Genomic DNA, 393 nt, shown 5'->3' with positions numbered 1-393 from the left:
TCGCGATGCACCCCGATGGCGGCGATGCCGCTGCCGCCGACATCTACATCACCGAGGGCGCGGGGCAGACGGCGACCCGCCTCACCACGCACCCCGCCGACGATCACTACCCCGCGTGGTCGGCCGATGCGTCGACCATCGCGTTTGCGCGGCTCGATGCCGGCCGCTGCGACATCATGCTGATGCCCCTCTCCGGAGGGAAAGCACTCGGCGATCATCGCGAGCGCCGCCTCGCCTCGTGCGGCAACATCGAGGAGCCCCGTGTCAGCTGGTCGAAAGACGGCGCCTGGCTGATCGAGTCGTTCGCGCCTGGCCCCGATCCCGTCCGCGGCTGGCAGATCGCCCGCGTCTCCACCACGACCGGCGTCCGCGAAATCCTCACCCTGCCCGCAC

1 protein-coding gene is annotated in these 393 nt (G+C 70.7%); it reads left to right on the top strand.

The features are described 5' to 3' along the window. On the top strand, positions 1-393 hold a 393-nt coding region (locus tag I6F37_RS43860), incomplete at both ends, for a hypothetical protein (RefSeq protein WP_225154965.1).

Origin of the sequence: Bradyrhizobium sp. NBAIM08 (genome assembly GCF_020193935.1) — a bacterium.
In the GTDB taxonomy this organism is placed as follows: Bacteria; Pseudomonadota; Alphaproteobacteria; order Rhizobiales; family Xanthobacteraceae; genus Bradyrhizobium; species Bradyrhizobium yuanmingense.
This window is presented reverse-complemented; position numbering and strand designations above follow the sequence as displayed.